General features: G+C 70.3%; 23 protein-coding genes. 16 read left to right on the top strand and 7 right to left on the bottom strand.

All coding sequences use genetic code 11. The features are described 5' to 3' along the window. Positions 1 to 8 precede the first annotated feature (8 nt). Positions 9 to 1,148, bottom strand: a complete 1,140-nt coding sequence (locus AB0I79_RS44775; protein ID WP_357886799.1) for a D-alanyl-D-alanine carboxypeptidase — start codon at positions 1,146 to 1,148, stop codon at positions 9 to 11. A gap of 83 nt (positions 1,149 to 1,231) precedes the next feature. On the opposite strand from AB0I79_RS44775, the gene AB0I79_RS44770 reads away from it, so the two are divergent. Next, positions 1,232 to 1,450: a hypothetical protein gene (locus AB0I79_RS44770; RefSeq protein ID WP_357886796.1), complete on the top strand. Its 219-nt coding sequence runs from the start codon at positions 1,232 to 1,234 to the stop codon at positions 1,448 to 1,450. Here the strand turns inward: AB0I79_RS44770 and AB0I79_RS44765 are convergent. Beyond that, positions 1,422 to 2,774 carry a peptide ligase PGM1-related protein gene (locus AB0I79_RS44765; RefSeq protein WP_357886793.1) on the bottom strand — a complete coding sequence of 451 codons (1,353 nt, stop codon included), beginning with the start codon at positions 2,772 to 2,774 and terminating at the stop codon, positions 1,422 to 1,424. The genes AB0I79_RS44770 and AB0I79_RS44765 overlap by 29 nt on opposite strands. A gap of 537 nt (positions 2,775 to 3,311) precedes the next feature. Between AB0I79_RS44765 and AB0I79_RS44760 the strand changes: the two genes are divergently transcribed. Further along, positions 3,312 to 4,535: a M20 family metallopeptidase gene (locus tag AB0I79_RS44760; RefSeq protein WP_357886790.1), complete on the top strand. Its 1,224-nt coding sequence runs from the start codon at positions 3,312 to 3,314 to the stop codon at positions 4,533 to 4,535. A gap of 52 nt (positions 4,536 to 4,587) precedes the next feature. On the opposite strand, the gene AB0I79_RS44755 is transcribed toward AB0I79_RS44760, so the two are convergent. Continuing rightward, on the bottom strand, positions 4,588 to 6,471 hold the full coding sequence (locus AB0I79_RS44755) for a Xaa-Pro dipeptidyl-peptidase (protein WP_357886787.1): 1,884 nt from the start codon (positions 6,469 to 6,471) through the stop codon (positions 4,588 to 4,590). Positions 6,472 to 6,760: 289 nt separating this feature from the next. Here AB0I79_RS44755 and AB0I79_RS44750 point away from each other — a divergent pair, with 289 nt between their 5' ends. The 6 genes from AB0I79_RS44750 to AB0I79_RS44725 all read left to right on the top strand — a co-directional run bounded on the left by AB0I79_RS44750 (position 6,761) and on the right by AB0I79_RS44725 (position 13,544). Continuing rightward, positions 6,761 to 7,828 carry a BMP family ABC transporter substrate-binding protein gene (locus AB0I79_RS44750; protein WP_357886784.1) on the top strand — a complete coding sequence of 356 codons (1,068 nt, stop codon included), beginning with the start codon at positions 6,761 to 6,763 and terminating at the stop codon, positions 7,826 to 7,828. 81 nt (positions 7,829 to 7,909) lie between these two features. Beyond that, the gene (locus AB0I79_RS44745) at positions 7,910 to 9,454 is read left to right on the top strand and encodes an ABC transporter ATP-binding protein (RefSeq protein ID WP_357886781.1); all 1,545 of its coding nucleotides are present in this window, start codon (positions 7,910 to 7,912) and stop codon (positions 9,452 to 9,454) included. Next, complete coding sequence (locus tag AB0I79_RS44740) at positions 9,454 to 10,593, top strand: ABC transporter permease (protein WP_357886778.1); 1,140 nt, start codon at positions 9,454 to 9,456, stop codon at positions 10,591 to 10,593. The genes AB0I79_RS44745 and AB0I79_RS44740 overlap by 1 nt, the downstream gene beginning before the upstream one ends. Then, complete coding sequence (locus AB0I79_RS44735) at positions 10,590 to 11,855, top strand: ABC transporter permease (protein ID WP_357886775.1); 1,266 nt, start codon at positions 10,590 to 10,592, stop codon at positions 11,853 to 11,855. Before AB0I79_RS44740 ends, AB0I79_RS44735 begins: the two co-directional genes overlap by 4 nt. A gap of 16 nt (positions 11,856 to 11,871) precedes the next feature. Beyond that, positions 11,872 to 12,267 (top strand): cytidine deaminase, encoded by a 396-nt coding sequence (locus AB0I79_RS44730; RefSeq protein ID WP_357886772.1) that lies wholly within the window; start codon positions 11,872 to 11,874, stop codon positions 12,265 to 12,267. Then, the gene (locus tag AB0I79_RS44725; RefSeq protein WP_357886769.1) at positions 12,267 to 13,544 is read left to right on the top strand and encodes a thymidine phosphorylase; all 1,278 of its coding nucleotides are present in this window, start codon (positions 12,267 to 12,269) and stop codon (positions 13,542 to 13,544) included. The genes AB0I79_RS44730 and AB0I79_RS44725 overlap by 1 nt, the downstream gene beginning before the upstream one ends. 6 nt (positions 13,545 to 13,550) lie before the next feature. Here AB0I79_RS44725 and AB0I79_RS44720 read toward each other — a convergent pair whose 3' ends face one another. Further along, positions 13,551 to 13,937 carry a MarR family transcriptional regulator gene (locus tag AB0I79_RS44720; RefSeq protein ID WP_357886766.1) on the bottom strand — a complete coding sequence of 129 codons (387 nt, stop codon included), beginning with the start codon at positions 13,935 to 13,937 and terminating at the stop codon, positions 13,551 to 13,553. Between the two features lie 135 nt (positions 13,938 to 14,072). Here AB0I79_RS44720 and AB0I79_RS44715 point away from each other — a divergent pair, with 135 nt between their 5' ends. The 5 genes from AB0I79_RS44715 (at position 14,073) to AB0I79_RS44695 (ending at position 18,290) form a co-directional block, all read left to right on the top strand. Beyond that, positions 14,073 to 15,434: an MFS transporter gene (locus AB0I79_RS44715; protein WP_357886764.1), complete on the top strand. Its 1,362-nt coding sequence runs from the start codon at positions 14,073 to 14,075 to the stop codon at positions 15,432 to 15,434. A gap of 133 nt (positions 15,435 to 15,567) precedes the next feature. Next, positions 15,568 to 16,146 (top strand): hypothetical protein, encoded by a 579-nt coding sequence (locus AB0I79_RS44710; RefSeq protein ID WP_357886761.1) that lies wholly within the window; start codon positions 15,568 to 15,570, stop codon positions 16,144 to 16,146. A gap of 5 nt (positions 16,147 to 16,151) precedes the next feature. Beyond that, a complete protein-coding gene (locus tag AB0I79_RS44705) occupies positions 16,152 to 16,505 on the top strand; it encodes a cupin domain-containing protein (RefSeq protein WP_357886758.1) in 354 nt (117 codons plus the stop codon). A gap of 103 nt (positions 16,506 to 16,608) precedes the next feature. Beyond that, positions 16,609 to 17,682, top strand: a complete 1,074-nt coding sequence (locus tag AB0I79_RS44700; RefSeq protein WP_357886755.1) for an adenosine deaminase — start codon at positions 16,609 to 16,611, stop codon at positions 17,680 to 17,682. Then, positions 17,679 to 18,290, top strand: coding sequence for a PH domain-containing protein (locus tag AB0I79_RS44695; protein ID WP_357886752.1), 612 nt, complete (start codon positions 17,679 to 17,681; stop codon positions 18,288 to 18,290). The genes AB0I79_RS44700 and AB0I79_RS44695 overlap by 4 nt, the downstream gene beginning before the upstream one ends. Here AB0I79_RS44695 and AB0I79_RS44690 read toward each other — a convergent pair. The 3 genes from AB0I79_RS44690 to AB0I79_RS44680 are packed head-to-tail and all read right to left on the bottom strand — an operon-like array spanning position 18,287 to position 21,166. Beyond that, positions 18,287 to 19,027, bottom strand: a complete 741-nt coding sequence (locus tag AB0I79_RS44690; RefSeq protein ID WP_357886749.1) for an enoyl-CoA hydratase/isomerase family protein — start codon at positions 19,025 to 19,027, stop codon at positions 18,287 to 18,289. The genes AB0I79_RS44695 and AB0I79_RS44690 overlap by 4 nt on opposite strands. Beyond that, positions 19,024 to 20,505 (bottom strand): AMP-binding protein, encoded by a 1,482-nt coding sequence (locus AB0I79_RS44685; protein WP_357886746.1) that lies wholly within the window; start codon positions 20,503 to 20,505, stop codon positions 19,024 to 19,026. The genes AB0I79_RS44690 and AB0I79_RS44685 overlap by 4 nt, the downstream gene beginning before the upstream one ends. Then, a complete protein-coding gene (locus tag AB0I79_RS44680) occupies positions 20,465 to 21,166 on the bottom strand; it encodes a TetR/AcrR family transcriptional regulator (RefSeq protein ID WP_357886743.1) in 702 nt (233 codons plus the stop codon). The genes AB0I79_RS44685 and AB0I79_RS44680 overlap by 41 nt, the downstream gene beginning before the upstream one ends. 109 nt (positions 21,167 to 21,275) lie before the next feature. On the opposite strand from AB0I79_RS44680, the gene AB0I79_RS44675 reads away from it, so the two are divergent. The 3 genes from AB0I79_RS44675 to AB0I79_RS44665 are packed head-to-tail and all read left to right on the top strand — an operon-like array spanning position 21,276 to position 23,582. Then, the gene (locus AB0I79_RS44675; RefSeq protein WP_357886740.1) at positions 21,276 to 22,091 is read left to right on the top strand and encodes a MerR family transcriptional regulator; all 816 of its coding nucleotides are present in this window, start codon (positions 21,276 to 21,278) and stop codon (positions 22,089 to 22,091) included. Further along, a complete protein-coding gene (locus tag AB0I79_RS44670) occupies positions 22,085 to 23,086 on the top strand; it encodes an RNA polymerase subunit sigma-70 (protein WP_357886737.1) in 1,002 nt (333 codons plus the stop codon). Before AB0I79_RS44675 ends, AB0I79_RS44670 begins: the two co-directional genes overlap by 7 nt. Before the next feature lie 10 nt (positions 23,087 to 23,096). Further along, positions 23,097 to 23,582, top strand: a complete 486-nt coding sequence (locus AB0I79_RS44665) for a GyrI-like domain-containing protein (protein WP_357886734.1) — start codon at positions 23,097 to 23,099, stop codon at positions 23,580 to 23,582. Positions 23,583 to 23,621: the final 39 nt, after the last annotated feature.

The following is a 23,621-nucleotide window of genomic DNA, read 5'->3' as shown; positions in this document are numbered from 1 at the left end:
CCCGCCCGTCAGAGGCGTGACCGGCCGCGCTTGCGGCGGATCCCGTACCCGAGCCAGATCAGCCCGAACAGCAGGCCCCCGCCGATCACCAGCGATCCGATCGTCCTGGTGGAGTCGGTCTGCTTGGAGGCGGCGGTGTCCAGCAGCGGCGGCTGGGCGGCCGGCGTGACGGAGACGCCGGGCGAGCCCGACGCGCCCGGCGCGGCGGACGGCTGCTGCCGGGGCGCGGCGAGTGCCGAGGCCGGGAGCGGGTCCACGAGCCGGCCGACCGGGGCGGTCTTGCCCCGCACCGAGAAGCCCCAGTCGAGGAGCTGGCTCACCTCGTCCCAGAAGCCGCCCTCGTGCCGCATGATGCTCACCACGATCGTGTGGCCGCCTCGGGTGGCCGCGCCGACGAAGCTGGCCTGCGCCTTGGAGGTCCAGCCGTTCTTCACGCCGACCATGCCGTCGTAGCGCCAGAGCAGCTTGTTGTGGTTGCTGATCTCGTAGTACCCCTTGGGCGCCGGGAATTTGGCGACCTTCGTGCTGATGTACCGCCGGAAGTCGGCGTTGGCCAGCCCCGCGCGGGCGATCAGCGCCAGGTCGTACGCCGAGCTGCTCTGCCCGGGCTTGTCCAGCCCGCTGGGCGTCTTGGCCACGGTGTCGTACGCCTGCAGCCGCTTGGCCTCGGCGTTCATGTCGCTCATGGTCTTGGCCAGGCTGCCGTTCGTCTCGGCGAGTGCCATGGCGGCGTCGTTGCCCGACGACATCATCAGCGCCCTGAACAGGTCCTCGACCTTGTAGGTGGCCTTCGGCGACAGGCCGACCGCGCTGCCCTCCTGGTTGCAGGCGTTGTGGCTGGGCCGGACCTTGCGGTTCTTGTCGAGCTTGGGGATCAGGGTGACCGCGGTCAGCGTCTTGAGCGTGCTGGCCGGCAGGTATCGCCCGTGGGGATCCTTGGCGGCGAGCACTTCACCCGTGTCGGCGTCCGCGATGACGTACGAAGTAGCCTTGCTCTTGGGCGGCTTCTTGACGCCTGCGGGGGCGACCAGGCCGCGGCTGCCCAGCGCCTCGCCGCCGACCGGCGTCGTCGGTTCGGCGTGTGCGGTCCCGCCGGTGAGCGCGACCGAGGCGATGAGTGCCGTGACCGGCATGATTTTCGTCCACATGGCGGTCTCAGCGTAGCTCCGTGTTAATGCGCATGTGGCGACACATCCCCCGAAGATCCACGTTCGATGCTAGAGAGGTACATGTGTCACGAAAGATCGCCGGTTTCCTCATCGTCCTCGGCGCGTTCATGATCTTCGAGTGGGTGAATCTGGGGTTTAACTTGGCCGACGGCCACCCGACCAGCTTCTACGTGGTGCACGGCGTGCTGATCGTGGTGAACGTCATCCTCGGCGCCGTGCTGGCGGTGATCGGCTGGCGCGGGCTGCGCCAGGTCAGGGACCGCACAGGAGCCGCCGGGTGAGGGCGTGCAGCTCGTCGGCCTCCTCCCGGGAGTCGCCGATCGAGGTGAAGCCGAGCTTGCCGTGCTCGGGGATGGCGCCGAGCAGGTGGAAGACGTTCCCGGTGCGCCGCTCGGCGTCGAAGCCGATCCCGAGCCGGTCGGCGGTCCGCATCACCTCACCGGGCGTGCGCCCGCGAAGGCAGCCGGAGGCGCAGTTGTCGGTCGCCGTGTAGAACTTCGGCTGGCTGCCGGACATGAGGTGGCCGGTGGCCGGGTCGTACGAGGCCCCGGTCGTCAGCACGGCGGCGCCGAACGGATGCGTGGTGCCGCCGATGCGCAGGTTGATCTCGCACAGCAGCGCCGCGTACCCGGCGTCGGCCTTCAGCGCGAAGAAGTCCATCCCGAACAGCCCGACCACGCCGCGCCCGGCCAGGATCCGCGCGATCCGCGCGGCCGACTCGCCGACCTCGGCGCGGTACTCGGGCGCCGCGGGGAACGTGCAGCCCTGGTAGACGTGTCCGTTGGGGCCGCCGAGCACCTGGTCGTGCGTGGCGAGCACCTGGGCATGTCCGCCCGGCGTGATTTGAGCCAGCGCGCTGGGGTAGTAGAGCGGCCTATGTTCGATGAACTCCTCCACCACCGCCCCCCGGTCCCGGATCTTGCGCAGATAGTTGTCCCAGGTCTCACCCGCGGCGGAGAAGCTGGTCAGCGATCTGTCGGCCTTGGTGACGATCGCGTTGCCGAGACCGGAGTAGGCGTCGTTCAGCTTGACGATCACCCGTTCGCCCGGCAGGGCCTCCAGGGCCTCCTCGATCTGGAGCTCGGAGCGTACGTCGCCGAAGCCGCGCGCCATCGGCACGCCGGCTTCATGTCCCACCTCCCGGGCCCCGCTCTTGGAGCCGTAATAGGAAAGGGACGTGGCGGGTCCGTAGAGGGGAACGTTGAGTAGCGACGCCAGCTCCTCCTCGAGCTCGCTCAGCACGAACGGGACCAGCCAAGCGTCGCCGTCGATCGCCGCACGCAGTTGCTCGATGGCATCGGGCCGGTCGAGCAGGGTCCTGGTCAACGGCTGAGACCAGGGGTCGTCGAGGCTGATCAGCGTCAGACGCTTGGCCGCGTCATCCGGGTCGGGCAGGAAGGCGAAGTAGTAGTCGATGATGTCGGGATCGACGGGTGCGGAGGACAGGTAGACCACCTTGACCCCGGGCTCGCGGAGCGTGAGCAGGAGGAACAGCAGACGTTCCTCGTACGACCTGGCTGCCGTGATCCGGCGGAGCTCATCCTGCGGAAGGGAGAGCGAGGGCACGACCACCAGGGTCCCCTCACTCGGCTCGAAGATGCTCAACCCAGCACTCTTCTCCCCGAACGGGATATTAGTGATCATATAGCGAGTGAAACACGCATTCTTCTCAAATGCAGCCACCGCTGAAGTGTGATGACCATGACAGAAGGTGACAGGATTCGGAATCGCTGACCACGTTTGAACTGACAGCATCGGGTCACGATCTACTGATCCCTTGTGACTATTTCCGGATCAGCCGTATGCCTACGGAACGTGACCCACCTGCGGTTACGGGCCTGCAGTCAGGCAACTTTTGGTGTATCTGCCGTCGCGAAGCGGCACGGGAGCGATAAAGTCGAAGCATCGCCATCGGGCTCACGGCCGACCGCTGTGCTCCCGGGCTGCAGCGGCACTCGCGACAGTTCACCGCGAAGCCCGTGCTGACGATCTCGCGCACCGAAACCAGTGGGTGTGTCTTTTGATTCGCCGAGCGGCCGCTCAACCCGGGTGGCCACCGCGGGATGGAGAGTTTTCTTGGAGCGCACGAGCCGCGATGGCCAGCACGTATGGGGCGCGCGGCATGGGACGGGACGGTGACATATGCGGGGACGTGAGCTTCGGGGGGAACTCGACGCGTTCCTGGCGGAGACCGAGCAGGAGCTGGTGGCATTCCGCCGTGACCTGCACATGCACCCCGAGCTGGCCTTCGCCGAATATCGCACGACACAGCGGATCGCCGAGCGGCTCACCGCCGCCGGGCTGACCCCGTCGGTGCTGCCCAGGGGCACGGGGCTCATCTGCGACGTGGGCAGCGGCGACGGGCCGACCGTCGCGCTGCGCGCCGACATCGACGCGCTGCCCCTGCAGGACGAGAAGGACGTGCCCTACCGCTCGACCGTGGCCGGCGCCTGCCACGCGTGCGGGCACGACGTGCACACCACGGTCCTGCTCGGCACCTCCCTCTTCCTGGCCCAGCAGGCCGCCGCGGGGCTGCTGCCCGGCCGGGTACGCCTGCTCTTCCAGCCGGCCGAGGAGCTCCCCGGCGGCGCGCTGGAGGTCATGGCCCAGGGCGGCATCAGCGGCGTCGACCGCATCTTCGGCCTCCACTGCGACCCGCGCGTGGACGTGGGCCAGGTCGGCCTCAGGAGCGGCCCGATCACCTCCGCCTGCGACAAGATCGTCATCCGCGTCTCCGGGCCCGGCGGCCACACCGCCCGCCCCCACCTCACCGCCGACCTCGTCTTCGCGCTCGCCAAGATCCTCACCGAGCTGCCCGCCGCGCTGTCGCGCCGCGTCGACCCGCGCTCGTCGCTCAGCCTCGTCTGGGGCCGCGTCGAGGCCGGCTCCGCCGCCAACGCGATCCCCGACGACGGGGTGGCCGAGGGGACGGTGCGCTGCCTCGACGAGAACGCCTGGCACGCCGCGCCCGACCTGATCAAGTCGCTGCTGGAGTCGGTGGCCGGCGCCTACGGCATCGAGGCCACGATGGACTACACGCGCGGGGTGCCGCCGGTGGTCAACGACGAGGTCAGCGTGGAGATGCTGGCCGAGGCGAGCGAGCGGGCCCTCGGCGCGGGGGCCGTCGTCCCCACCCAGCAGTCGCTGGGCGGGGAGGACTTCGCGTGGTACCTGGAGTCGATCCCCGGCGCGTTCGCCCGGCTGGGCACGCGGTCGCCCGACGGGGTGACGTACGACATCCACCAGGGGACGTTCGACGTGGACGAGCAGGCGATAGCGATGGGCGTGCGGGTGATGGCCGCCACGGCGCTGACGGCGCTGTGGGAGGTCGGCCCGCTCGACTCCATCACCTCCGCCATGGCCTGACGCCCCCCATGCGACCCCCGCCGGATCCCGGCGGGGGTTCGTCGTTTCCGGGCTACGGCAGCCTGCCGAGCACCACCGGAAGCCGCAGGGCCGACTTGCCCGGCGACACGGTGACCTTGGTGCCCGGCGGGTAGCGCAGGGTGTAGTCGTAGTCGGTCGAGATGATCACCAGGCCCAGCCGGTGCCCCTTCTTGAACAGGTAGTCCGTGGGCTGGAAGTCCCAGGTGAAGGAGTACTCCTTGCCCGGGCGCAGCGGCTCCGTCCGGTCCGCGCGATGCCGGTTGCGCACGTCGAGCCACCCCCGGGTGACGATCTTGTACGGGGTGGTGGCGGTGCCGAGCGTCCTGAGCGTGGTGCAGCCCGTGTCACCGGGCACCCCCTGCCCGTAGCAGTAGCTCTGCCCGGTGGAGACCAGGGTGCCATTCGGGCGCACGTCCGTGCCGTAGTCCACCAGCAGCGCCGTCAGGTACGGCGAGGCCCCGTCCTTGAACGACGCCCGCACCGAGACCGTCGGCGTCCCCGAGATCCGCACGTCCGCGGGCAGCGCCCCGGTCGTGTACGCCAGCCGGTTCGGATCGGCCCCGGTCGCCTCCACGAGCTGCTCGGCCGTCCTGACCTTCTGGTCCACGAACGTCTCCGGCGCCGACCGGGGACGCGGGACCAGGCCGAGCGAGGAGCCCGAGCCAGGGAAGAGCGGGACGGTGGCCGCGCCGGGCAGCGGCCACGAGGCGTGCTGGGCCCACCGGCCGGGCCCGATCTCCACGTCCGCCTGCGGCTCGCGCATGATGCCCGAGTCGATCCCGTACAGCCAGTGGTCGAACCAGCCGTGCAGCTGGCGCAGCCACTCGGCGGTGCGCAGGCTGAAGGGGTTCATGTGGGTGCCCTGGTGCAGCCAGATCTTGCGCGGCACGTCCCGCTTGGACAGCGCGTACCACCACTGCGCGAACTGCTTGGTCTTGACGTTCCAGTCGTTGAGCCCGTGCACGAGGAAGACGCTGGCCTTCACCTTGCGCACGTCGTTGAGGTAGTTGCGCTCGTCCCAGAGGCGGCTGTAGTCGCCGGTGATCCGGTCCTGGGTGGCGGTCAGCTCGTCGACCACCTCGCCGCACGCCTCCTGGCCGTTCTGCCTGGTCAGTACGTACTTGGCGAGCACGTCCAGGTCCTCGCCCTGGAATCCGCCGGGTGCGAGGACGCCGCCGTTGGCGCGGTAGTAGTCGTACCAGCTGGAGATCGCGGCGATCGGCACGATCGTCTCCAGGCCCTCGACGCCGGTCGCGGCGACGGCGTTGGGCAGCGTGCCGTTGTACGAGACGCCGATCATGCCGACCTTGCCCGTGGACCAGGTGGCCTCGACGGGGTTGCCTGCGGGGTCGAAGCCCTTGGCGCGGCCGTTCAGCCAGTCGATCGCGGCCTTCGGGCCCGCGGTCTCGTTCCGGCCGCCCGAGGTGGGGCAGCCGGTGGCGCGGGCGCTGCCCAGGTTCTCCACCAGCGCGATGGCGTAGCCGCGGGGCAGGAAGTAGTTGTCGTAGTAGCCGTCGAACGGGCCGGCGGCGTCGAGCTTGGCCGACAGCGCGGTCATGGCGGGCAGGGGGACGCCGTTCTCGTCCACGTCCACGGGGTGGTTGGCGACGTCGTTGCCGGGGGCGTAGTAGGGGCTCGCCTCCATGATCACGGGGACCTTGAGCCCCTGGTCCGTCTCCTTGGGGCGCAGGATGTCCACGGCGACCCGGTCGTCGGCGCCGTCGTTGTCGCTGTCGGTTCCCGCGACCTCGACGAACACGGTCTGCAGGATGGCGTCCGCCCTGGAGAAGATCGGCTGGGTGGCGTTGTCCTGGATCTTCACGGCCGGGGTGTCGGCCGTGGCGGGTGCGGTGCCGGTCAGGGTCGCCACGAGTAAGGCGACCAGCGGCACGGAGAGGGCTCTCCACGGGTGCATGCGGGGCTCCGATACGAAGATTTCCACCGTCGGAGGGAATCTCCGTCACGATGGGCACTCAGGGCAAGAGGTGATCGACCACCAAAGTTGGGCAAAACTTTCCAAAGGCGTCCGAAGTGCCCGAATCGCGATTCAGGTCACGGACGCGAGTGATGTCGGTAACGGAGCGGTTGCGACCCTGTGTCCCAGTTTGGTTGTCCCTGGTCAAGCAACTATCTTCCGTGCAGGTGCCGTACGTTCTGTCGCGCCTGCGACCAAATCGGCGGCGGGGAAATGGAAGGGAGTCGCCTTGCTCGGCAAGCGATTCAACAGTGTGGCGCTCGGTTCGGTCGCCGGCGTCCTGCTCATGGCGGCGGCCGCCTGCGGTGGCGGCGGTGGGGGGACCACGGCCAGCCAGGAGCCGACCAGCGCGGCGAGCAGCGAGGCGCCCAAGGGCGCGCTCAAGGTGGGTCTCGCGTTCGACATCGGCGGTCGCGGTGACAAGTCCTTCAACGACTCGGCCTACGCCGGCCTGGAGAAGGCCAAGACGGAGCTCGGCGCGGAGATCAAGGAGCTGAGCCCGGCCTCCGACGGCTCCAACCGCGGTGACCTGCTGCGCCAGCTCGCCGACGCCGGCTACAACCCGATCATCGGCGTGGGCTTCGCCTACGCCGAGGACGTCAAGAAGGCGGCCGAGGAGTACCCGGACATTCAGTTCGCGGTCGTCGACTCGGCCTCCAACGCCCCCAACGTGACCGGCCTGCTGTTCGCCGAGGAGCAGGGCTCCTACCTGGCGGGCGTCGCGGCGGCGACCAAGTCCGAGAGCGGCCACGTCGGCTTCGTCGGCGGCGTCGAGAACGACCTGATCAAGAAGTTCGAGGCGGGCTTCGTGGCGGGCGTGAAGTCGGTCAAGGCGGACGCCAAGATCGACGTCAAGTACCTCACCCCCGACGGTGACTTCTCCGGCTTCAAGGCTCCCGACAAGGGCAAGCTCGCGGCCGAGAGCATGTACCAGAGCGGCGCGGACATCATCTACCACGCCTCCGGCGACTCCGGCCTCGGCGTGTTCCAGGCGGCGGCAGCGGCCAAGAAGAAGGCCATCGGCGTCGACTCCGACCAGCGCCAGACGGTCAAGGAGACCGACCTGCAGTCGGTGATCATGACGTCCATGCTCAAGCGCGTCGACGTCGGCGTGTTCGAGTTCATCAAGGCCTTCCAGGGCGGCGCCAAGGGCGGCACGAACACCACCTACGACCTGAAGGTCGACGGCGTGGGTCTGTCCACCACCGGTGGCGAGATCGACGACATCAAGGACAAGCTCGACGCTGCCAAGAAGGACATCGTCGACGGCAAGATCACGGTTCCTGCCAAGCCGTAAACGGGGTAGGAGAGACACCTGAGGGCCCGGAGTCCGCACTTCGGGCCTTCTGTCTATGCCGCCCCCTGTAGGAGAGGCGAAATGAGTGCTGACACCCTGGCCACGGTGAAACCCGCCGTAGAGCTGGAGGGCATCACCAAGCGTTTCCCCGGTGTCGTCGCGAACCACGACATCCGCATCACCGTCCAGCCCGGCACGGTGCACGCCATCGTCGGGGAGAACGGCGCGGGCAAATCCACCCTGATGAAGATCCTCTACGGCATGCAGAAGCCGGACGAGGGGACGATCAAGGTGAACGGCGCGGAGGTCAGCTTCCGCACGCCGAGCGACGCCATCGCGGTCGGGATCGGCATGGTGCACCAGCACTTCATGCTCGCCGACAACTTCACGGTCCTGGAGAACATCGTCCTCGGGGCCGAGCCGAAGCGGCTCGGCAGGCTCGACACGGCCGCCGCCCGCAGGCGCATCGTCCAGCTGGCCGAGACCCACGGCCTGCGGGTCGATCCCGACCGGCTCGTGGAGGACCTCGGCGTCGGCGACCGCCAGCGCGTGGAGATCCTCAAGGTCCTCTACCGCGGGGCCCGCATCCTCATCCTCGACGAGCCCACGGCCGTGCTGGTGCCGCAGGAGGTCGAGGAGCTCTTCCAGAACCTGCGCGAGCTCAAGGCCGAGGGCCTCACGGTCATCTTCATCTCGCACAAGCTCGACGAGGTGCTCGACATCGCCGACGCGATCACCGTGATCCGGCGCGGCACCACGGTCGCCAGCGTGAACCCGTCCGACGTCACCGCGCGCCAGCTGGCCGAGCTCATGGTGGGCAGCGAGCTGCCCACTCCGGAGACGCGCGAGTCCACCGTGACCGACACCGTCACGCTGCAGGTCTCCGAGCTGACCATGCCCGGCGAGGGCGAGCGCCTGCTCCTCGACGACGTCTCCTTCGAGATCCACCAGGGCGAGATCCTGGGCATCGCCGGCGTCGAGGGCAACGGCCAGTCCGAGCTGATCGAGGCCATCATGGGCATCCGCCCCGCCCAGGGCCGCATCGAGCTCGCCGGCCAGGACATCACCACCTGGTCCACGCTGAAGCGTCGCGAATCCGGCATCGGCTACATCCCCGAGGACCGCCACCGCCAGGGCCTGCTCCTGGAGGCGTCGCTGTGGGAGAACCGGGTGCTCGGCCACCAGACCAGGAAGCCCGCGCGCAGCGGCATCTGGATCAACCGGAGGGCGTCCAAGGCCGACACCGAGCGCATCGTCAAGGAGTACGACGTGCGCACGCCCAGCGTCGAGACCCTGGCCCTGGCCCTGTCGGGCGGCAACCAGCAGAAGCTGATCGTGGGCCGCGAGATGAGCGGAGATCCCGTCTTCCTCATCGCCGCCCACCCCACCCGGGGCGTGGACGTCGGCGCCCAGGCCGCCATCTGGGACCACCTGCGCAACGCCCGCGCCGCCGGGCTGGCCGTGCTGCTCATCTCGGCCGACCTCGACGAGCTGATCGGGCTGTCCGACACGATCCAGGTCATCTACCGGGGGCGGCTCGTGGCCGCGCTCGACCCTTCCGACATCACGCCCGAACGGCTGGGCGGTTACATGACCGGCGCCATCGCCGGTACTGAGGAGACGTGATGCCCGCCGGGCTCAACCGGGCGCTGCTCACCGTCGCCGGCGCCATCGTCGCCGTCATCCTGGCGATCGCGATCTGCAGCGTGGCGATCGTCGCGGCGGGCGGCGGGCCGCTCGACGCGTTCGCCGCCTTCTTCAACTTCGGCCCGTCGGATCGGGCGCAGATGAACGGCGTCGCGGCGCTCATCGACCGGGCGATCCCGCTGTTCATCGCCGGGCTTGCCGTGGCCGTCGGCTTCCGGATGAACCTGTTCAACATCGGCGTCGAGGGCCAGTACCGCCTGGCCGCCATCTGCGCGGCCTACGTGGGCTCGACGTTCGTGGCGCCCCCGGTGATCCAGATCGTGGTGATCATCGTCGTCGCGGCCCTGGTCGGCGGCTTCTACGCGCTGATCCCGGCGGTCATGAAGGTGACCAGGGGCGTGAACGAGGTCATCTCCACGATCATGCTGAACTACATCGCGCTCAACCTGACCGCTTACCTGGTTCAGGGGCCGTTCAGCGGTCAGAAGGAAGGGCAGCTCACGACCACGACGCCCGAGCTGCCCGAGTCGGCCATGTTCCCCGACCTGAACTTCGTCTTCGAGTGGTTCGGGATGCCGGCGCCGACCCGCGCGGGCGGCCTGTGGGGCTTCCTGCTGGTAGCGGTCGTGCTGGGCGTGGTGGTCTGGCTCGTGCTGGAGCGCACCCGCTTCGGCTTCAACATCAAGGCCAGCGGGCTCAACGGCCCGGCGGCGCTGGCCTCGGGCGTCGGCCCCAAGAAGATGATCATTGCGGCGATGGTCATGTCCGGTGCGATCGCCGGGCTGATCGGGCTGCCGGAGATCCTCGGCGACAGGGGCGCCTTCAACTCCAACTTCACCGCCGGACTGGGATTCCTCGGCATCGCGGTGGCTCTGCTCGGCCGGAACAAGCCCGGCGGCATCGCGATCGCCGCGCTGCTGTTCGCCTTCCTCGACCGGGCGCAGGGACCACTGCAGGAAGCGAACGTGCCGGCTTCCGTGGTCACGATCATCCAGGGCACGATCGTCCTGCTCGTCGTGATCGCCAATGAGATCACCAAGCGCCTGGCGCTCAGGCTCGAAGAGCGCAGAGCAGCTGAGCAGCTCGGCACGAACGCACCGGCAGAGGTGGCAGCATGACCAGGGTCGGCAAGTACCACGTGGCGCTCATCGCCGTCGCCGCGCTCATCCTGCTGATGTCGCTGGTCAGGGTCCTGTCCGGCCAGGACATCATCACCTCCTCCGGTACGATCGCCGCGGCCCTGACGCTCGCGGTGCCGATCGCGCTGGCCGGGCTCGGCGGCCTGTGGGCCGAGCGGGCCGGCGTGGTCAACATCGGCCTCGAAGGCATGATGGTGCTCGGCACCTGGTTCGCCGGCTGGGCCGGATACCAGTGGGGTCCGGTGGCCGCGCTGGTCGCCGGGCTGCTCGGCGGCGCGCTGGGCGGCCTGCTGCACGCCATCGCCACCGTGACGTTCGGCGTGGACCACATCATCAGCGGCGTGGCCATCAACCTGCTCGGTCCCGGCATCACCCGCTTCCTGTCGGAGGTCCTGTACAAGGAGGGCACCCCGGCGAACGAGGCCGGCGCGGGCATCACCACGTCGCCCTCGATGGGCAAGCCCACCGAGGTCAGCTTCCCCCTGCTCTCCGACGGTCCCGACCTGCTCGGCAAGCTGGAGAGCACCCACTGGTTCCTGCTGTCGGACGTGGCGGGCATTCTGCGCGGGCTCACGCACGACGTCAATGTCCTGGTGATCCTGGCCGTGCTGCTCCTGCCGCTGACCTTCTTCGTGCTCTGGCACACGGCGTTCGGCCTGCGGCTGCGCTCGGCGGGCGAGAACCCGTGGGCGGCCGAGTCGCTGGGCGTGAACGTCTACCGGATCAAGTACCTTGCCGTCGTCGTCTCCGGCGCGTTCGCCGGGCTCGGCGGCGCGCTCCTGGTCATCTCCGCCACCAAGTACGTCGAGGGCCAGACGAACGGGCGCGGCTTCATCGGCCTGGCCGCCATGATCTTCGGAAACTGGCGGCCAGGCGGGCTCGCGGTCGGCGCCTCCCTGTTCGGTTACGCCGACGGCCTGCAGGTGCGCAGCACCGGCGCCATCACCTCGTTCTTCCTGTTCGGCGCGCTCCTGTTGCTGATCTACCTGGGCACGCAGATCCGCCGCCTGATGTCCGACGAGCTGGAATCCAAGGGTGTCAAGCAGTACACCCTGATGGCCTCGGCCGCCCTGGGCATGGTCATCCTGCTGTGGCTCTGGCTGACCGTCGACAAGTTGCCGGACAACTTGGTCCATATGACACCACACGTGCTCACGCTGCTCGTGCTCTTGGCCGCTTCGCAGCGCCTGCGGATGCCCAAGGCCGACGGCGTCGTCTACCGCCGGGGCGAGCAGCATTAGGCCGAAAGGAACAACATTGAAGATCGACTGGAACGGCCTGCGCGACGAGGCGACCGAGGCCATGAGGCACGCGTACGCGCCGTACTCCAAGTTCCCCGTGGGCGCGGCCGCGCTGGTGGACGACGGGCGGATCGTCACGGGCTGCAACGTCGAGAACGCCTCCTACGGCCTGGGCCTGTGCGCCGAGTGCGGTCTGGTCTCGGCGCTGCAGCGCTCGGGCGGCGGCAGGCTGGTGGCCTTCACCTGCGTGGACGGCCACGGCGAGCTGCTGATGCCGTGCGGGCGCTGCCGCCAGCTCCTGTACGAGTTCGGCGGCGAGGACCTGCTGGTCGAGACCGAGGACGGGCCGAAGCGCATGGCCGAGATCCTGCCGTACGCGTTCGGACCCCAGGATCTCAGCAGGAGCGCGTGATGGACGCCATCGAGGTCATCCGCGCCAAGCGGGACCGGGGCGAGCTGACCACGGCCCAGATCGACTGGGTGATCGACGCGTACACGCGTGGTGACGTGGCCGACGAGCAGATGTCGGCGCTGGCCATGGCGATCCTGCTGAACGGCATGGACCGGCGCGAGATCGCCGACTGGACCCAGGCCATGATCCGCTCGGGCGAGCGCATGGACTGGTCCGTCCTCGACCGGCCCACGGCCGACAAGCACTCGACGGGCGGCGTCGGCGACAAGATCACCCTGCCGCTGGCGCCGCTCGTGGCGGCGTGCGGCGCGTACGTGCCGCAGCTGTCCGGGCGCGGGCTCGGGCACACGGGCGGCACCCTCGACAAGCTGGAGTCGATCCCAGGCTGGCGGGCCTCGCTCTCCAACGCCGAGATGCTGGACGTGCTGCGCTCCGCCGGGGCCGTGGTGTGCGCGGCCGGTTCGGGGCTGGCGCCCGCCGACAAGAAGCTGTACGCGCTGCGCGACGTCACCGGCACCGTCGAGTCGATCCCGCTCATCGCCTCGTCCATCATGTCGAAGAAGATCGCCGAGGGGACCGGCTCGCTGGTCCTGGACGTGAAGGTGGGGTCCGGGGCGTTCATGAAGACCGTCCCGGAGGCGCGCGAGCTGGCCGAGACCATGGTCGCGCTCGGCACCGACGCGGGGGTGCGCACCGTCGCGCTGCTGACCGCCATGGACCGGCCGCTGGGCCGGGCCGTGGGCAACGCGCTGGAGGTCGCCGAGTCGGTCGAGGTGCTCGCCGGCGGCGGGCCCGCCGACGTGGTCGAGCTGACGGTGCGGCTGGCGCGGGAGATGCTGGAGGCCGCCGGGATCTCTGGCAAGGACCCGGAGAAGGCGCTGGAGGACGGGTCCGCCATGGACGCGTGGCGGCGCATGATCTCCGCCCAGGGCGGGGACCCGGACGCGCTGCTGCCCCGGGCCGCCGAGACGATGACCGTGGAGGCGCCCGGGTCCGGCGTGCTGGCCCGGCTGGACGCGTACGCCGTGGGGCTGGCCGCCTGGCGGCTCGGGGCCGGGCGGGCACGCAAGGAGGACCCGGTCTCGTCAGGGGCCGGGATCGAGCTGCACGCCAAGCCGGGCGACCTGGTGCGGGCCGGGCAGCCGCTGATGACGCTGCACGCCGACGAGACGTCCCGCTTCGAGCGGGCACTGGAGGCGCTGGAGGGCGGCTACGCGGTGGGAGAGGCGGCCGTGGAGCAGCTTCCCCTGGTGATCGACCGCATCACGGCCCCGTAGCGCGGGTCAGGGGACCGAGACCGGGGCGTCGGCGAAGACCTCGGTCAGCACCGCCCGCTGCGTCGGCAGAGCTTCGGCGTGGCGGGCGCGCCCCTCGTCCGTGATGCACACGAACACCCCGCGCCGATCGCTGTCGCACACCCCGCGCGTCACGAGCGCGGCCTTCTCCAGGCGAGCCACCACCCGCGACAGCGCGCTCTGGCTCAGATGGACTTCCTCGCACAGCTCCTGGATGCGGAGCTTCCTGTCGTGGTGCACGATCCGATCCAGCACCTCGAACTCGCTGGGCCCCAGCCCGTGCCGGTCGCCCAGCTCGCGCTCCAGCTGGCACATGGCCTTGGCATGTTTCGCCAGGACGTAGTGCCAGGTGTCCACCACGAACCGCTCGTCCATGTCGCGGAGGTTACCACTTCGAGAAAACTCATGCAACGACATTAAATGCACTTGCATTAGATGTGTGTGCATGTATTGTTCTGACCCATGTCCTCTTCCTCATCCCGTTGGGGCGCGCTCGCCGTGCTCTGCGCTGTGATCTTTCTTGATGCCCTCGACGTCTCGATGGTCGGTGTGGCCCTCCCCGCCATCCAGCACGACCTGGGCCTGACGACGTCGTCCTTGCAATGGGTGGTCAGCGGCTACGTGCTCGGCTACGGCGGTCTTCTGCTGCTCGGGGGCAGGACCGCCGACCTGCTGGGGCGGCGCAGGGTGTTCCTGGCCGCGCTCGGCGTCTTCGCTGTGGCGTCGTTGCTCGGTGGTGTCGTGGACGACGGGGCGCTGCTGATCGCGGCCAGGTTCGTCAAGGGTGTGGCCGCCGCCTTCACCGCGCCCGCCGCTTTGTCGATCATCACGACGACCTTTCCCGAAGGCCCGGAGCGCAACAGGGCGTTGAGCATCTTCACCGCCTGCGGCGCGAGCGGTTACTCGCTCGGCCTGGTGCTGTCCGGCTTGCTGACCGAGATCGGCTGGCGGTGGACGCTGCTCATGCCGGTGCCCGTCGCGGTGATCGCGCTGGTGGCCGCGTTGAAGGTGCTGCCGAAGGGCAGGGAGGAGCGGGCCGAGGGCGGTCACGACCTGGTCGGCGCCGTGACGATCACCGCGTCGATGCTCCTGCTGGTGTTCACGGTCGTGCAGGCGCCCGAGGCCGGCTGGGCCTCGTTCCAGACGATCGGCTCGCTCGTGGGCGTGGCCGCGCTGCTCGGCCTGTTCGTCTTCGCCGAGCTGCGGACGCGCCACCCGCTGGTGCGGCTGGGCATCCTGCGCTCCGGGCACATCGTGCGGGCCAACCTGGGGCTGCTCATCCTCATGGGCTCGTACGTCTCCTTCCAGTTCGTGGCCATGCAGTACTTCCAGAACCTGCTCGGCTGGTCGGCACTGGGCACCGCCATGGCGTTCCTGCCCGCCGGCCTGCTCGTCGCCGTCACCTCGACGAAGATGGGCGACTTCGCCGACCGGTTCGGCACCGGCAAGCTGATCGTGATCGGCGCCGCCGCGCTGGCCGGCGGGTACGCCATCTTCCTCGGCATCGACCGCACCCCCAGCCTGGGCGGCATGGTGATCCCCGGCATGATCCTGCTGGGCATCGCGTTCGCGCTGTCGTTCCCCTCGCTCAACATCCAGGCCACCAACGGCGTGGACGACGACGAGCAGGGCCTGGCCTCCGGCCTGCTGAACACCTCCGGCCAGGTCGGCGGCGCGATCGTGCTGGCCGTGGTGACCGCCGTGCTCACCTCGGGCGGCGGCGAGACGCTCTCCATCGGCTCGCTGCGCGCGGCGATCGTGGTGTCGCTGGTGCTGGCCCTGGTCGGGCTGGCGATCTCGGCCACGGGGCTGCGCGCCCGCAAGAACGTGCCCGCCGTGGCGGAGGACGTGAAGGTGTACGAGACCGTCTGAGCCACCTCTGAGAGGGCCCCGCCGGCACGGGTGGGGCCCTTTTCCATGGGAGATGTCCGGGAATGGCCGGTGGGCATGGCGCCGATCCGCCGCGACGCCGCTTGCAGGCCCGCACGCTGGGCATCTACCGGGCATGCGCTCGTCAACCCCGCCCCGTGGCCCGATGCCGCGCGGCGCCCGCGTGGCCGCTCCGCTCGCCTGCCTCGCCGTCCTGCTCGCCGCGTGCGGCACCGCCCAGCAGACCGCCACACTGCCGCGGCAGACCTCCACCGGATCCGCCGCGCCGACCAGCACCGCCGAGGTGGACGTCGACCGGTCCGGGATGGAGCCCGCCGAGGTGACGGGCGTGCGGTACGCCGCGCACGACACGTACGACCGGCTCGTCGTGGACCTCAAGGGCGACATTCCCGGATACAGCGTGAAATGGGTGGACGAGCTCGTCCAGGACGGCTCAGGAAAGCCCATCGACGTGCACGGTGGCGCCTACCTCCAGCTCACGCTCTTCCCCGCCAACGCCCACGACGAGGAGGGAAAGCCCACCTGGAGCGGCGGGCCCGTCTACCCGGCCCGCCTCGGCACCCTCGCCGACGTCGTCAGGACCGGGGACTTCGAGGCTCGCGTCGGCATCGGGCTGGTGCTGAGCAAGCGGGCCCCGTTCCGGCTCACCGAGCAGGGCTCGCCCAGCCGGCTGATCCTCGACGTGGCACACTGACGTCCGTGGTGAGAAAGATCGAGGGCCCGGCCCGCATCCCCGTACCCGGCGGCAAGCTCATCGACGAGCACATCGGCCGCGTCAGCAGTGGCGACGAGGCGGTCTCCATCGCCCACATGACCGCTCCGCCCGGGTGGGAGGAGCCGGCGCAGACGCCGTCGTTCACCGAGTACACCGTCGTCCTGCGGGGGACGGTGATCGTGGAGCACGCCGGGGGCACGACCCGGGTGGAGGCCGGGCAGTCGGTGGTGACGTCGCCGGGGGAGAAGGTGCGCTACAGCGTGGGGCCGGACGGGGCCGAGTACATCGCGGTGTGCCTGCCCGCATTCACACCGGAGACGGCGGGCCGCGACGACTGACCGCCGGGGACGGCGGGCCGCGACGACCTGCCACCGAGGGTGAGCGCGTGGCGGGCGAGCCGCACCTGGGCGCGGGGGCGGGTGGTGCTCATATCATGGCCAGATGAGCCCCACGCATGACGAGATCCGGCGCGCTCCCAAGGTCTTGCTGCACGATCACCTCGACGGCGGGCTCCGCGCCGAGACGATCGTCGACCTGGCCAGGGAGAGCGACTACGCCCGGCTGCCCACCACCGATCCCGACAACCTCCGCCAGTGGTTCGAGGAGGCGTCGGACTCCGGATCGCTCGAACGTTACCTGGAGACGTTCGACCACACGGTCGCCGTCATGCAGACCCGCGAGTCGCTCGTCCGGGTGGCCGCCGAGTGCGCCCAGGACCTGGCCGACGACGGGGTCGTCTACGCCGAGGTGCGCTTCGCGCCCGAGCAGCACACCACCAGGGGCCTGAGCCTGGACCAGGTGGTGGAGGCGGTGCTGGAGGGGTTCGAGCAGGGCTCGCGAGGCCGCCGCGTCCGGGTGGGCACCCTGCTGACCGCGATGCGGCACCAGGCGCGCTCCCGGGAGATCGCCGAGCTGGCCGTGCGGTACCGCGACGGCGGCGTGGTGGGGTTCGACATCGCGGGGGCCGAGGCCGGCTACCCGCCCACCCGGCATCTCGACGCGTTCGAGTACCTCCAGCGGGAGAACGCCCACTTCACGATCCACGCCGGCGAGGCGTTCGGCCTGCCGTCGATCTGGCAGGCCATCCAGTGGTGCGGCGCCGACCGGCTCGGGCACGGCGTGCGCATCATCGACGACATCTCCGTGGCCGAGGACGGGAGCGCGAAGCTGGGGCGGCTGGCGGCCTACGTCCGCGACAAGCGCATCCCGCTGGAGATGTGCCCCACGTCCAACCTGCAGACCGGGGCCGCCGCCTCGATCGCCGACCACCCGATCGGGCTGCTGCGGCGGCTGCACTTCCGGGTCACGGTCAACACCGACAACCGGCTGATGAGCTCGACGAGCGTGTCGCTGGAGTTCCACAAGCTGGTGCAGGCGTTCGGCTACGGCTGGGACGACCTGCAGTGGTTCGCGGTGAACGCGATGAAGTCGGCGTTCATCCCGTTCGACGAGCGGCTGGCGCTGATCAACGGCGTGATCAAGCCCGGCTTCCAGCAGATCAAGTGGCAGCCGTGAAGCAGACCTACCGTTCCAGGACCGCGTTCGTGCTGGCGTGGGTGTGGCTGGCGTTCGTCGCGTTCAACGTCTGGGACCTGATCGTCCGGTTCAACGGCAAGCCGTCGCTCGTCGCGCTGGCCGTGCTCGGAGTGCTGACGGCGCTCGTCTACGCCGTCGCGCTGCGCCCCGCCACCGTCTTCACGGAGGAGGGGCTGGTGGGGCGCAACCCGTTCCGCACCACGTTCCTGCCGTGGGCCGCCATCGAGGACGTCACGGTGTCGCACGCCATCACCGTGCAGCACGGCGACGAGCGCGTGCTGCGGCTGTGGACGCCGATGAGCAGCGCCCGCGAGCGCGCCAAGGCACAGCGCCGCGGCACCGCCGGCGAGCAGCGGGGGCGGTTCAAGACCGAGCCCACGCTGCCCAGGGCCGAGCAGGCGGCGGTGGAGGCGTTCGCCGGCAAGACGCACGCCGACTGGGTGGGCGACCAGATCCGCGAGCGCGCCGAGTCGGCCAGGCGGCGCGGCGAGGAGGCCGCGCCGGCCCGGGTGAGCTGGTCCTACGACTCGATCGGGGTGCTGGTGGCCGCGGTCGTGCTGGTGATCGCCGCCATCGTCATCCCCTAGCGCCGGTCCTGGCTCCTGCTCCTGCTGACGAACGCGGCCATGCCGGCCTGGGCGATGCCCGACGCCTCCACCTGCTTGGCCGCCTCCGTCTCCGCCTGGAAGGCCCGCTCCACCTCCGCCGCCGACGGCCGCAGCAGGGCCAGGTGCACGGCGGTGGCGGTGCCGGGGGCGCTCCAGCGGCGTACGCGGGCGATCGCCGCCTCCACCAGCGTTCCGGCGGGCACGATCTCGTCGAGCAGGCCCGCGGCCAGGGCGTCGTCCGCGCTCATCCGGGTCGAGTCGAGCACCAGCCGCAACGCCCTGCCGCCGGCGAGGCGGGGGAGCAGGTAACTGGCGGCGTTGGAGATCGACAGGCCGATGTGGTTCTCCGGGAAGAAGTACTCGGCCGCCGCGGTGCCGATGCGGGCGTCGAAGCAGAGGGTCCATTCGGCGGCCCCGCCCACGGCCAGCCCGTTGACCGCCGCCACCACCGGGACGCGCGTCTCCAGCACGGCCCTGGTCATGTCGTGGAACAGCTCCACCTCCTCGACCAGCGACCGGCCGACGGCCTGGTGGATGTCCTCGCCGGCCGAGAACGCCCGGCCGGTGCCGGTGACCACGACGCCTCTGGTGCCGGTGCCGTGCTCGCGGACGGCCGCCGCCAGGTCCGCGCGCATGGCGGCGGTGAGGGCGTTGAGCTTGTCCGGGCGGGCGAGCGTGATGAGGGCCACCTCGTCGCGTACGGTCACGTCGATCATCGCTGCTCCTTGTCGGGCTGGGAAACCGGGATGGCGGGGGCGGCACGCTGGTCGCGCCCGGGGCGGAGGAGGTGGCGCTTCTCGATGCGGGCCGACGGGGTCAGCGCGAACTCCTCGACGAACTCCACGTACACCGGGATCTTGAACCGGGCCAGGCGCTCCCTGGCGTGCCCGATCACGCTCATGGCGGTGTCCCGGGTGGCCGCGTGGCCGGGACGGAGCTGGATGAACGCCTTCGGGACCTCGCCCCACAGGTCGTCGGCGATGGGCACGAGGGCCGCGGACAGGACCGCCGGGTGCTGGGCGAGCACGTGCTCCACCTCGGCGCAGGAGATGTTCTCGCCACCCCTGCGGACCATGTCCTTGATCCGCCCGGCGTGGCGCAGGCGGCCGTGCTCGTCGCGGACGCCCAGGTCGCCCGTGTGGTACCAGCCGCCTCTGAAGGCGTGGGCGGTGGCTTCCGGATGGTTCCAGTAGCCCTTCATCATGGGGACGCCTCTGACCAGGATCTCGCCGGTCTCCTCGTCCAGCGTGACCTCCTTGCCCGGCGGCGCGACGCCCAGCGCGCCGGTGCCGACCGTGTCGCCGGCGTCGAGGGGCGAGACCAGGTCGGGGCCGCTCTCCGTGGAGCCGTACAGCTCGCGCCACGGCGCGCCCCAGCGCTCCTCGAACGCGGCGTGCAGGCCGGGCTGGATGCCCGAGCAGAGCACCACGCGCATGCGGTTGTCGCGGTCGTGCGGGTGGGGCGGCTGCTTGTGCAGCAGGAGGGGCATGGTGCCCAGCACGTACGTGAGCGTCGCGCCGTGCTCCCTGGCCGAGGCCCAGAACCCGGAGGCGGAGAAGCGGGGGAGCACCACCAGGGGGATGCCGCCCATCAAGCACAGGAGGGTGACCCACTGGGGGTCCATGTACGAGTACGCCTGCGCGATCATCATGACGTCGTCGTCGCGGAGCGCGACCTGGTCGGCGGCGATGCGGGCGGTCCTGAGCCAGTAGTCGTGGGTGAGCATGCAGGCCTTGGGAAAGCCCGTGGTGCCCGACGTGTACTGAAAATTCGTGACATCGTCGGGGTCGGCCTGCCGGGCGGGTCGGGGCGTGCCGTCCCGTAACGCGTCGAGGAGGTGCACGATGCCGGGGACGTGCGGGGCGTGCTCGCCGGTGGTGATCGTGGCCACGGCGCCCGAGTCCCGCAGGACGTGCTCCAGGTCGGCGGCCCGGTAGCGGACGTTGACCGGCACGGTGACCGCGCCCGCCTTGAGCAGGGCCAGCCAGCTCAGCGGCCAGCCGGGCACGTTGTCCATCATGATCGCCACGCGGTCGCCGGGGCGTACGCCCTTGTCGATCAGGGCGCCGGCCAGCCGGTCGGAACGCTCGTCGGCCTCGGCGAAGGTGATCGAGGTGTCGGGGAAGCGGAGGAACTCGCGCGCGCCGTACGTGCTAGCGGCGTGCCTCATCAGGTCGGGGATCGTCTCGGTCATCCAGCGGCTCCCACGGATACTCGGGCAGCAGGGAGAAGTCGGCGGTCGCGAGGGGCTCGACGGCGGGGGCGCGGACGGCGGCCAGGCCGATCGCGACGAACTCGGCGCACACCTGCTCCAGCGTGGAGCGCCCGTCGGGGCGGTACCACTCGCTGGTGCCGGTGCACATGGACATCAGGGCGAGCCTGGTCAGCCTCTCGTCGGCGACGCGGAACACGCCTTCGGCCACGCCGTCGGCCAGCGCGCCCTTCCAGTGGGCCTCGTACGCGTCGCGCAGGCCGATGATCTCGTCGCGGGCGGCGGAGCCGGCGGTGAGCGAGCGCAGCTCGCCGTCCATGACGCGGGTGGTCATGGGGTTGCGGGCGTGGACGGCGGTGAGCGAGCCGATGAGCAGGGACAGGCGGTCGGCGGGCCGCCGGTACGGGGCGAGCATGCGTTCGGTGGAGTCGATGAGGCCGCGCTGGGCGACGCGCATGAGGTCGGCCAGCAGGGCTTCCTTGCTGGTGACGTGGTGGTAGATGCCGGCGTTGGTCATGTTGACCGCTTTGCCGAGGTCTCTGATGCTGGTGGCCGCGTAACCCTGCCGCGCGAACAGCAGCACCGCCGCCGTCCTGATCCGCTCGCCGGCATCGGTGTCGCGGTCGGTGAGGTCCTGGATCATGCTCCTACCGAACGTTCGGTCGCCCGTTTTGTTCGGACGTTACCCCAGGGCCCGAAAAATCGCCATAGTTGACTGTGACACCGTGTCAGGCCCTACACCTGGAGAGGACATGTTCAGCATCGGAGAGTTCGCCAGGCTGGGGCTGGTGTCCGTACGCATGCTCCGCCACTACGACGCCATCGGCCTGCTGCGGCCCGCGCACGTGGACCCGGTCTCCGGCTACCGGTCCTACCAGGCCGACCAGCTCGCCAGGCTCAACCGGATCGTCGCGATCAAGGACCTCGGCTTCACGCTGGAGCAGGTCAGGGTCATCCTCGACGAGAAGGTCAGCACGGAGGAGCTGCACGGCATGGTGCGCCTGCGCCGCGCCGAGCTGGAGTCCAGGATCAGCGCCGACCTGGCCAGGCTGCGCAACGTCGAGGCACGGCTGCGGACGATCGAGACCGAGGGGCAGATGCGGACGGCGGAGGTCCTGCTCAAGAGCGTGCCCCGCACGCGCGTCGCCCAGCTCGCCGCCAGGGCGGGCGGCTACGAGCCGGAGCACGTCGGGCCGGTCATCACGCCGCTGTTCGACGAGCTGTGCCGGCGGATGGAGGGCGCCGGTGTCCGGACCGCCGGCCCCGGGATCGCCCACTACCTCCAGGAGGACGACGGCTCGATCATGGTGCACGCCTGCCTGCCGGTGAACGTGCCGCCCGGCGCGTACGGCTTCGACGTGGTGGACCTGCCGGCCATCAAGACGGCCGCCACGATCATCCACCACGGGGCGATGGAGGAGGCGTGGTCGACGTTCCAGGCGCTGGCGCACTGGATCGAGGAGAACGGCTACCGCTCCCGCGCCCTGGCCAGGGAGATCAGCCTGCACGTACCCTGCGACAGAAACGAATGGGTGACAGAGCTGCAGATCGAGGTGATCCCGTGCTGAGCCCGGACCTGGACCGCCAGGACTTGGAACCCGCAGGCCTGGAGACGGCCCTGGAGGGCCGGGGTCCGGGAGGCGGTGGCCTGGAGACGGACCTGGAGCGGCACCGCGCCGAGCTGACCGGCTACTGCTACCGCATGCTCGGCTCCGGCTTCGAGGCCGAGGACGCCGTGCAGGAGGCGTTCGTCCGGGCGTGGCGGACCTACGACCCCGCGCGCGGCCCGCTGCGCTCCTGGCTGTTCCATCTGGCCACGAACGTCTGCCTCGACATGCTCAGAGGCCCGCAGCGCCGCGCCCGCGCCATGGACCTGGGCCCCGCCGCGACCCTGGGTGCCGCCCTGGGCGAGCCGCTCCCGGAGAGCCGCTGGGTCCAGCCCGTCCCCGACGCCCGCGTCCTCGACCCCGCCGACCTGGCCGTCACGCGCGAGACGGTACGGCTGGCGTTCGTGGCGGCCCTGCAACACCTGCCGCCCCGCCAGCGGGCCGTGCTCATCCTGCGCGACGTGCTTCAGTGGAGCGCCGCCGAGACGGCCGCCCTGCTCGCCACCACGGTCACCTCGGTCAACAGCGCCCTCCAGCGCGCCAGGACCAGGCTCCCCGCGGTGGCGCCGCTCGACGACGAGGTGGACGAGGCCCTGCTGGCCCGGTACGTGACGGCCTTCGAGCGCTACGACGTGAACGCGCTGGTCTCGCTGCTGCACGAGGACGCCACCTCGTCCATGCCGCCGTTCACGTGGTGGCTGCGGGGCCGGGAGGCCGTCCGCGCGGTCCTGCTCGCCTCAGGCGCGCCGTGCGCCGGCTCCCGCCTGCTGCCGACGCGGGCCAACGGCTGCCCCGCCTTCGGCCAGTACGACGCGAACGGGGAGGCGTTCGCGCTGGTCGTGCTGGAGGTCTCCGGCGGGTTGATCGCGGGCGAGACCACGTACCTCGATCCCGGGCTGTTCCCGTTCTTCGGGTTGCCGATGAGTTTCGACGCCGCGCTCCGTACTGAGGGGTGAAGGAGGAAACATGCCACAGATCATCGAATTTCCCGAACGCCCGTACATCGGGGTGCGCCGTACCATCACCATGACCACCTTCGGGCTGGTCGCCGATCGCATCGGGGAGATCATCGGCTGGCTCGCCGAGCGCGGCGCGTACCCGGCGGGGGCGCCGTTCCTGCGCTACGAGAGCATCGACATGGCCGCCGACCGGCTGGTGGTGCAGGCGGGGGTGCCGGTGTCCGCGCCGGTGGAGGGCGAGGGCGACCTCTTCGCCGCCACCCTGCCCGCCGGCCGCTACGCCACCGTCACCCACCACGGCCATCCCGACCAGCTCTTCGGCGTCATCGAGTCGCTGCTGAAGTGGGGCGAGGAGCAGGGGCTGGCGTGGGACATGACGGAGAAGGACGGGGCGGAGCACTGGGGGTGCCGCCTGGAGCTGTTCCAGACGGACCCGCGGGTGGAGCCTGACATGCGCAACTGGGACACCGACCTGCAGTTCCGCCTGGCCTGACCGGGCGCGCTCCGGCGCTGGGCAGCGGCTCGGCGCGCC

Origin of the sequence: Nonomuraea sp. NPDC050202, from assembly GCF_040656115.1 — a bacterium.
Classification (GTDB): domain Bacteria; phylum Actinomycetota; class Actinomycetes; order Streptosporangiales; family Streptosporangiaceae; genus Nonomuraea.
This window is presented reverse-complemented; position numbering and strand designations above follow the sequence as displayed.

What these genes read in the sequence shown, in the direction of transcription:
- AB0I79_RS44775 (WP_357886799.1), bottom strand. Translation starts at nt 1,148, where the DNA reads ATGTGGACGAAAATCATGCCGGTCACGGCACTCATCGCCTCGGTCGCG.
- AB0I79_RS44760 (WP_357886790.1), top strand. Translation starts at nt 3,312, where the DNA reads ATGCGGGGACGTGAGCTTCGGGGGGAACTCGACGCGTTCCTGGCGGAG.
- AB0I79_RS44755 (WP_357886787.1), bottom strand. Translation starts at nt 6,471, where the DNA reads ATGCACCCGTGGAGAGCCCTCTCCGTGCCGCTGGTCGCCTTACTCGTG.
- AB0I79_RS44745 (WP_357886781.1), top strand. Translation starts at nt 7,910, where the DNA reads ATGAGTGCTGACACCCTGGCCACGGTGAAACCCGCCGTAGAGCTGGAG.
- AB0I79_RS44740 (WP_357886778.1), top strand. Translation starts at nt 9,454, where the DNA reads ATGCCCGCCGGGCTCAACCGGGCGCTGCTCACCGTCGCCGGCGCCATC.
- AB0I79_RS44735 (WP_357886775.1), top strand. Translation starts at nt 10,590, where the DNA reads ATGACCAGGGTCGGCAAGTACCACGTGGCGCTCATCGCCGTCGCCGCG.
- AB0I79_RS44725 (WP_357886769.1), top strand. Translation starts at nt 12,267, where the DNA reads ATGGACGCCATCGAGGTCATCCGCGCCAAGCGGGACCGGGGCGAGCTG.
- AB0I79_RS44720 (WP_357886766.1), bottom strand. Translation starts at nt 13,937, where the DNA reads ATGGACGAGCGGTTCGTGGTGGACACCTGGCACTACGTCCTGGCGAAA.
- AB0I79_RS44710 (WP_357886761.1), top strand. Translation starts at nt 15,568, where the DNA reads ATGCGCTCGTCAACCCCGCCCCGTGGCCCGATGCCGCGCGGCGCCCGC.
- AB0I79_RS44700 (WP_357886755.1), top strand. Translation starts at nt 16,609, where the DNA reads ATGAGCCCCACGCATGACGAGATCCGGCGCGCTCCCAAGGTCTTGCTG.
- AB0I79_RS44690 (WP_357886749.1), bottom strand. Translation starts at nt 19,027, where the DNA reads ATGATCGACGTGACCGTACGCGACGAGGTGGCCCTCATCACGCTCGCC.
- AB0I79_RS44685 (WP_357886746.1), bottom strand. Translation starts at nt 20,505, where the DNA reads ATGACCGAGACGATCCCCGACCTGATGAGGCACGCCGCTAGCACGTAC.
- AB0I79_RS44680 (WP_357886743.1), bottom strand. Translation starts at nt 21,166, where the DNA reads ATGATCCAGGACCTCACCGACCGCGACACCGATGCCGGCGAGCGGATC.
- AB0I79_RS44675 (WP_357886740.1), top strand. Translation starts at nt 21,276, where the DNA reads ATGTTCAGCATCGGAGAGTTCGCCAGGCTGGGGCTGGTGTCCGTACGC.
- AB0I79_RS44665 (WP_357886734.1), top strand. Translation starts at nt 23,097, where the DNA reads ATGCCACAGATCATCGAATTTCCCGAACGCCCGTACATCGGGGTGCGC.